The 6,061-nt window shown below is 60.4% G+C and carries 5 protein-coding genes and 1 pseudogene; 1 reads left to right on the top strand and 5 read right to left on the bottom strand.

Translation table 11 applies throughout. The features are described from left to right. From ACEQWH_RS15495 to ACEQWH_RS15480, 4 genes and pseudogenes are all read right to left on the bottom strand, one after another. Positions 1 to 378: pseudogene (locus ACEQWH_RS15495) on the bottom strand (hypothetical protein); the annotation flags it as partial. Further along, positions 375 to 3,122, bottom strand: coding sequence for a DUF4159 domain-containing protein (locus tag ACEQWH_RS15490; protein ID WP_370232356.1), 2,748 nt, complete (start codon positions 3,120 to 3,122; stop codon positions 375 to 377). The gene ACEQWH_RS15490 and the pseudogene ACEQWH_RS15495, both read right to left, overlap by 4 nt. After that, the gene (locus ACEQWH_RS15485) at positions 3,122 to 3,994 is read right to left on the bottom strand and encodes a DUF58 domain-containing protein (protein ID WP_370232354.1); all 873 of its coding nucleotides are present in this window, start codon (positions 3,992 to 3,994) and stop codon (positions 3,122 to 3,124) included. The genes ACEQWH_RS15490 and ACEQWH_RS15485 overlap by 1 nt, the downstream gene beginning before the upstream one ends. Beyond that, positions 3,991 to 4,998 (bottom strand): AAA family ATPase, encoded by a 1,008-nt coding sequence (locus ACEQWH_RS15480; protein ID WP_370232353.1) that lies wholly within the window; start codon positions 4,996 to 4,998, stop codon positions 3,991 to 3,993. Before ACEQWH_RS15480 ends, ACEQWH_RS15485 begins: the two co-directional genes overlap by 4 nt. 67 nt (positions 4,999 to 5,065) lie before the next feature. Between ACEQWH_RS15480 and ACEQWH_RS15475 the strand changes: the two genes are divergently transcribed. Next, entirely contained in the window at positions 5,066 to 5,650 is a 585-nt protein-coding gene (locus ACEQWH_RS15475; protein WP_370232351.1) for a DUF1285 domain-containing protein, read from the top strand. On the opposite strand, the gene ACEQWH_RS15470 is transcribed toward ACEQWH_RS15475, so the two are convergent. Beyond that, on the bottom strand, positions 5,647 to 6,061 hold a 415-nt coding region (locus tag ACEQWH_RS15470; RefSeq protein ID WP_370232349.1), incomplete at its 5' end, for an EamA family transporter. The two genes, ACEQWH_RS15475 and ACEQWH_RS15470, sit on opposite strands and share 4 nt — an antisense overlap.

Genomic DNA, 6,061 nt, shown 5'->3' with positions numbered 1-6,061 from the left:
CGCGGTCATCAGCTCGGTTCCGGCGTCACCTTCACCGTCATTGAGGGTCACACGGCGAACGTCGGTGTTGGCGCGTGCCTCAAGGCGGTTTTGCAACGTATCAAGCGCCAAAGCGGTTTGCTCGGGCCTGTCGCCAAGGGTTTGGCTGGCGGTTGCGTCCTCTATCAACAACACGACGTCAGACAAGGGGGCACGGTCTTCGCGGTGCAGAACTGGTCCCGCGAGTGCAAGCAGGATGATCAACGCACCCGCGCCGCGCAACGCCCAGCCTTTAAGCCCGCGCCAGGCGGCAAATCCAGCCGTCAGCACCACCAAAGCCGCAAGCACATACAAGATCGGCCACGCAATCAGAGGTTCAAAGAAAATCTCGTTGCTCATTGGCCCAACCTGTCCAGCAAAGCAGGCACATGGACCTGATCGGATTTATAGTTTCCGGTCAGCACGTGCATGATCAGGTTAACGCCAAACCGATAGGCGATTTCGCGCTGTCGTTCCCCCTGAAGGCCGCGACCCACGGGGTTAAGATAGACGCCAAACTCATTTGTGGCCCAGGCCGACGCCCAGTCGTTGCCGCCAATCACAACCGGAGTGACGCCGTCATTCAGATTTCTGAACGGCATGCCTTCGACTTGTGCTGCATCCGCAGGGGCGGCTTCGACCCAGACCTCGCGACTGCCATAGCGACCGGGGAAATCCTGCAAAAGATAGAAGGTCCGCGTCAGAACGTGATCTTTGGGCACGACCTCGAGCTGAGGGATGTCCAGCGGCTGGGCCAGCGCCTGAAGCTTGCGCCCGTTCGGGCTCCCCGAGCCAAGGCGCGCCACATCCGCATCGCGGGTGTCAAACAGGATCATCCCACCTGAACGCAGGTATTGATTAAGCTTGGCATAGGCCGCATCCGACGGCATCGGCTGATCTGGCGTCACCGGCCAGTATAGGAACGGGTGAAACGCCAGTTCCGATGTTTCCAGATCGACCCCCACGGGGCGCACGGGTTCGACCGAGGTCCGCCGAAACAGCACATTGCTCAGACCAAACAGCCCGGCAAAAGACATCTCGTCCAACCGCTGATCCCCTGTGACAACATAAGCCAAGGCGACCTCATCGGTCAGAGAGCCTGCATCTTGTGCCTGAACCTCAGTGGTCGAGAACACCATCATGCCCAACACACCAATCGCCAAAGGCGCCGTGCGCAAACCGCCAAGACGGCCTGACAGCATCAACGACAACAGCGTGTCCAGCGCCAAAAGGCTGAGGGCCGCGATCAGGAACCACGACGTCAGATCGCGACTTGCGTCTTGATCCAACCCTTCGATTGCGACGCCCTCGGGCCAGCTAAAGGCTTCGAGGCTGTCTTGCGGGGCAAAGACATTGCGCGCAAAAACCTCGTCGCCATTTTGGTAGAGCCCCGGCAAAACAGTCGGGCCGACAGGCGCTTGGGAAATCACGTCGCCAGCGACTCCGGGCAGGGTGTTGCCATCAGAAAGCCGCCCCAATCCGTCAAGAATTTGCAGGGGCTGCCAGACCGTTCCTTCCATGACATCGACGGCATTGCTGCCTTTGGCCGACAACACTGCAAGCCGGTCCAACATCTGCACAAACAAGCCCGACAAAGGCAGGCCGGACCATTCGGCATTGGCCGAGACGTGGAACAGAACCACTTGGCCTTGACCGATCTGTTTTCGAGTCACCAGCGGTGTGCCATCTGACAATTCGGCCAGGACACGATCCGCAAGGCTGGGATCCGGTTGCGCAACCACCTGTGCTGTGACCCTTACATCGTCGGGCACTGGCAGGCCGTAAAAGGGACTGTCCTCGGAAAACGGCGCAAGGGTTTTGGGCTCACCCCAACTCATGGCGCCGCCGACAGACCGCCCACCCGCACGCAACCGCACCGGCATCAGCGGATGTTCCTCAGAGCGGCTCAGGTCGCTTGCGGCCATCTGTGGACCCGCGAAGCGCAACAGCAATCCGCCCTCTTCGATCCACCCCAGCAACGCCGCTTCTTCGGCGGGGGCCAGCGTCGCGATGTCTGCCAGAATAATCACGTCAGGATTGGCCGGAATGGCCACAGGGATCGCCGCTTCAAGCAGATCGGTCGTCTCGACCAAGGCTTGCCTCAGATAGTGGCTTGGCGACAGCAACTCGAGCCCCTCGCGATCTTCACGCGTGGAAATGATCGCAACCTCGCGGCGGCGCAAGGCGTCGTCGGTCAAATGCACCGCACCTGCCGACCGCACCCCATCGATTTGAAACTGCGTGATGCGGCCGCGCAACTCCGACGGCAGAGCAAAGGACACGTCAGACAGCGTTTCACCTGCCTCAAACTGCAGAGGCGCGCGGGCCAGTGTGCGGTCAATCCCGTTGGGATCCTTGCCCACCACCAAAATCTGGCGCTCTCCTGTTGGCAAAAGTGTCGAACGGCGCACCGTCGCTGTCAAAATACCGTCGTCAAAGCCAACCGATTGAATGGCGAGCACGGGCGCGCTGTTTTGAATGACGCGCAATTGCCCTGCATCCTGCAACACATCCAGCAGGTCGCTGCGTCCTTCAAACGCAAGACCATCCGAGATCCACAGCGTGTCAAAGCTTTGACCCTGAATCTCGGTCAGCACCGCGTCGACGTGCGCTTGATCCGGCAGCCACGCCAAGGGCGCAACGTCGGGTATGCGGCGCACCAAAGATGCCGCAGGCACAAAGGCCAGAGGCTCGGGCGACGTCAGGCGCAAAATCGCGGCCTCGCGCCCAGCGCGCCCGGCCTCTTTCAGTTCGTTCTCAAGCAGATCGCTTTGCTCGGACCAGGACGCCGCCGACGCCCAGCCGCCATCAAGCACAACCAACAGGGGCCCATCGCTGTCCCCAGCTTCGTCAGGGTTCAAAACAGGTCCGGCCAGGCCAATAATGACTGCCGCCACGAGACACATTCGCAGCAAAAGCAACCACCACGGCGTGCGGTCCATGACGCTCTCGTCGTCCTTGAGACCCAAGAGCAAAGCCACACCGGGAAAGCGACGTCGAATGGGCGATGGTGGAACCGCGCGCAGCAAGATCCACAGGATTGGCAGGCCGATCAGCCCAACCAGCAACCATGGCGCGGTAAACGCAAGCGGCAGGCCAAACATTATCGCCCCCCTTCCATTGCGCGATAAAGCCACAACAGTGCCTGTTGCACCGGCGCGTTCGTCAGATGCGTAAAGGCCTGCCACCCAGTGGCTTTCGCTACGCGGTGCAGGGCCGCTTTCCGGTCGGCCAATCGTTCCAAATAGCGATCGCGCAGGTCGTTGGCCTTGCGCGTCTCATGCTCAAGCGTCGCGCCCATGCTTTCAAAAATGGCGCGACCCTGAAATGGAAACGCCTCTTCAGCGGGGTCCAGAACCTGCAACAACACGCCCCGCACGCCACGGTCTGCAGCCTTGGCCAAGGCCTGTTCAACCGGGGCGAAATCCCCCATGAAATCCGAGATGAACAACGCCCGTGATCTGGGGATCATGGCGCGCGCCTCGGGTGTTCCGTAGTCTGCATCCCCGGGCGCAAGCAACGCTTCGCAGAGCCGCCAGATCTGCCCGTCACCCCGCCGCGGCGGCAACTCAGCTCCGGCCAAACCGACACGCTCTCCCGCCCGGATCAGCAGGATCGACAGGGCCAGCGCCAGAACCTGTGCCCGATCCGATTTCGGTGCAAGCGATGTGTCAGATGCATATGACATCGAGGCCGAGCCATCGATCCAAAGGCTCACCGATTGCGCGATCTGCCATTCCCGTTGTCGCACATACTGCGCGTCTGACTTTGCAGACCGACGCCAATCAATCATGCGAAAACTGTCACCTTCTTGCAGCGGCCGATACTGCCAGAAATCATCTCCGGCTCCGGCGCGCCGACGCCCGTGATCCCCCAGCAAAACGGTATTCGCCAAATGCTCCGCACGCGCCAAAAGCGGTGGGAGTTTTGACGCGGCCGCCTCGGCGCGGCGTCTTAGCTGGGGGGATGAACTCACGCAGCGGCCTCTTTGCGGTCAGCCGTCTCGACGACACCACGAATAACGCCTGCGACGTCTTCACCGCGCGCACGGGCTGCGAAATTCAGGGCCATACGGTGTTTCAGCACCGGCCCTGCCAAGGCAACAACATCCTCTGCCGACGGTGCAAGCCGGCCATCAATCAACGCCCAAGCGCGCGCCATCATCAAAAAGGCCTGTGCAGCCCGTGGCCCTGGCCCCCAAGAGACAACATCACGCACGTGGTCGCTGCTGCTGTCGTCATCGGGGCGGCAGGCGCGCACCACATCCAGAATAAGGTCCATTACGCTTTCACCAACTGGCATCTGACGCAGCAGGTTTTGCGCGGCGATCAGCTCGCTCGCAGAGAACACCGCCTCGACGCCAGCGTCCTCAACACCGGTGGTGGCGAGCAGAATGTCGCGTTCTGTATCGCGATCCGGATAGGGCACGTCAATTTGCACAAGGAAACGGTCCAGCTGCGCTTCGGGCAGCGGATAGGTGCCCTCTTGCTCTATCGGGTTCTGCGTGGCCAAGACGTGAAACGGTGCCTCAAGCGCGCGGTCTTCGCCCGCGACTGTCACTTTGTGTTCCTGCATCGCCTGCAGCAAAGCAGACTGGGTCCGCGGGCTGGCGCGGTTGATCTCATCGGCCATCAGCAGCTGACAGAAAATCGGCCCCGGTACGAATTTGAAAGCCTTGGTGCCGTCCTTGCCGGTTTCAAGCACTTCAGAGCCAAGGATATCGGCAGGCATCAGGTCTGGCGTAAACTGCACGCGATTGCCGTTCAGCCCCATCACAGTCGACAACGTATCCACTAGCCGCGTCTTGCCAAGGCCGGGCAAGCCGATCAGCAACGCGTGCCCGCCACACAGCAAGGCGGCCAGCGTCAGATCCACCACGGTTTCCTGACCAATGAACCGGCGCGAGATAATGGACTTTGCCTGCCCAAGCTTTTCGCCCAGCGCTTCAATATCGCGCAGCATTTCCGCGGGTTCGGACATGACAAGTCTCCTGAAAATCAGCTATCTACCTGAAAGTGTATCGCGCAACGCGCAAATGGCAAAAAGAATGACGTCACAAAACAGTGTAAATCTCTCGTCTGGCGGGCTGGAACAGGCCAAAAAGGCCGCAAGTGGCAAAGACTTGCCACCCGTGCATCTGTGGAACCCGCCGTTTTGCGGAGATCTGGATATGCAGATCAAACGCGACGGCACATGGATCCACGAAGGCGGTCAGATCAATCGGCCGGAAATGGTGAAACTCTTCTCGTCCATCCTCAAGAAAGAGGGCGACGCTTATTTTCTGGTCACCCCGGTTGAAAAGGTAGGGCTGACTGTCGAGGACGCGCCGTTTGTGGCGGTTGACCTAGACGTCTTTGGCGCTGGCGATACGCAGGCGTTGGTATTTACGACTCTTGTCGACGATGTGGTGACGGCAGATGCCAACCATCCGATCCGCTTCACCAGCGATCCCGACACGCAGGAACCCTCGGTCTATGTCATGGTGCGCGCAGGGCTAGAGGCGCGACTGGATCGCAAGAGCTTTTATCGACTGATCGATTGCGGCACAGAACAAGACGTGGACGGCACGGCCATGTTTGGCGTGATGTCAGCGGGCGCGTTTTTTGCGATGATCCCCGCCGACGCGCTTTAGTGGGTGGGTTGCACGACCTGCGATCTGGGACGCCGGCGCAGTTGCGCGACCAGCACTCCGCAGATCACGATTGCAGCACCGAATGCGGCATACCAATCCCAAACGGCACCGGCGAAGAGCATGAAAATCATCACATAAAACGGCGTTGCGTTGATATGGAAAGACGCAAGCGCCACGCCGATTTGCCCGACCGCGGCCACCCATAGCAGTTGCGATATCGCCAACCCGGCACAGGCATAGATCACAATCCAGATCCATTCCGTCGCGCCAATGGTGTGACGCGGAATAACGTCCAGCCCGAACGCAACCATGCCACCATAAATCACGGCCGTCACAATCAAGCCGCCCACTAGCGGCAGGGCGGCATGACCCAGCGGCGTCACCTCGGGGAAATGGCGCACCGACCAATAG

Origin of the sequence: Cognatishimia sp. (assembly GCF_964229375.1) — a bacterium.
Classification (GTDB): Bacteria; Pseudomonadota; Alphaproteobacteria; order Rhodobacterales; family Rhodobacteraceae; genus Cognatishimia.
The sequence above is the reverse complement of the archived record's forward strand: the minus strand, read 5'-3'. Positions and strand labels throughout refer to the sequence as shown.

Bases quoted from the DNA above. Each gene is read 5' to 3' on its own strand.
- ACEQWH_RS15490 (WP_370232356.1), bottom strand. From the start codon at position 3,122: ATGTTTGGCCTGCCGCTTGCGTTTACCGCGCCATGGTTGCTGGTTGGG.
- ACEQWH_RS15480 (WP_370232353.1), bottom strand. From the start codon at position 4,998: ATGTCCGAACCCGCGGAAATGCTGCGCGATATTGAAGCGCTGGGCGAA.
- ACEQWH_RS15475 (WP_370232351.1), top strand. From the start codon at position 5,066: ATGACGTCACAAAACAGTGTAAATCTCTCGTCTGGCGGGCTGGAACAG.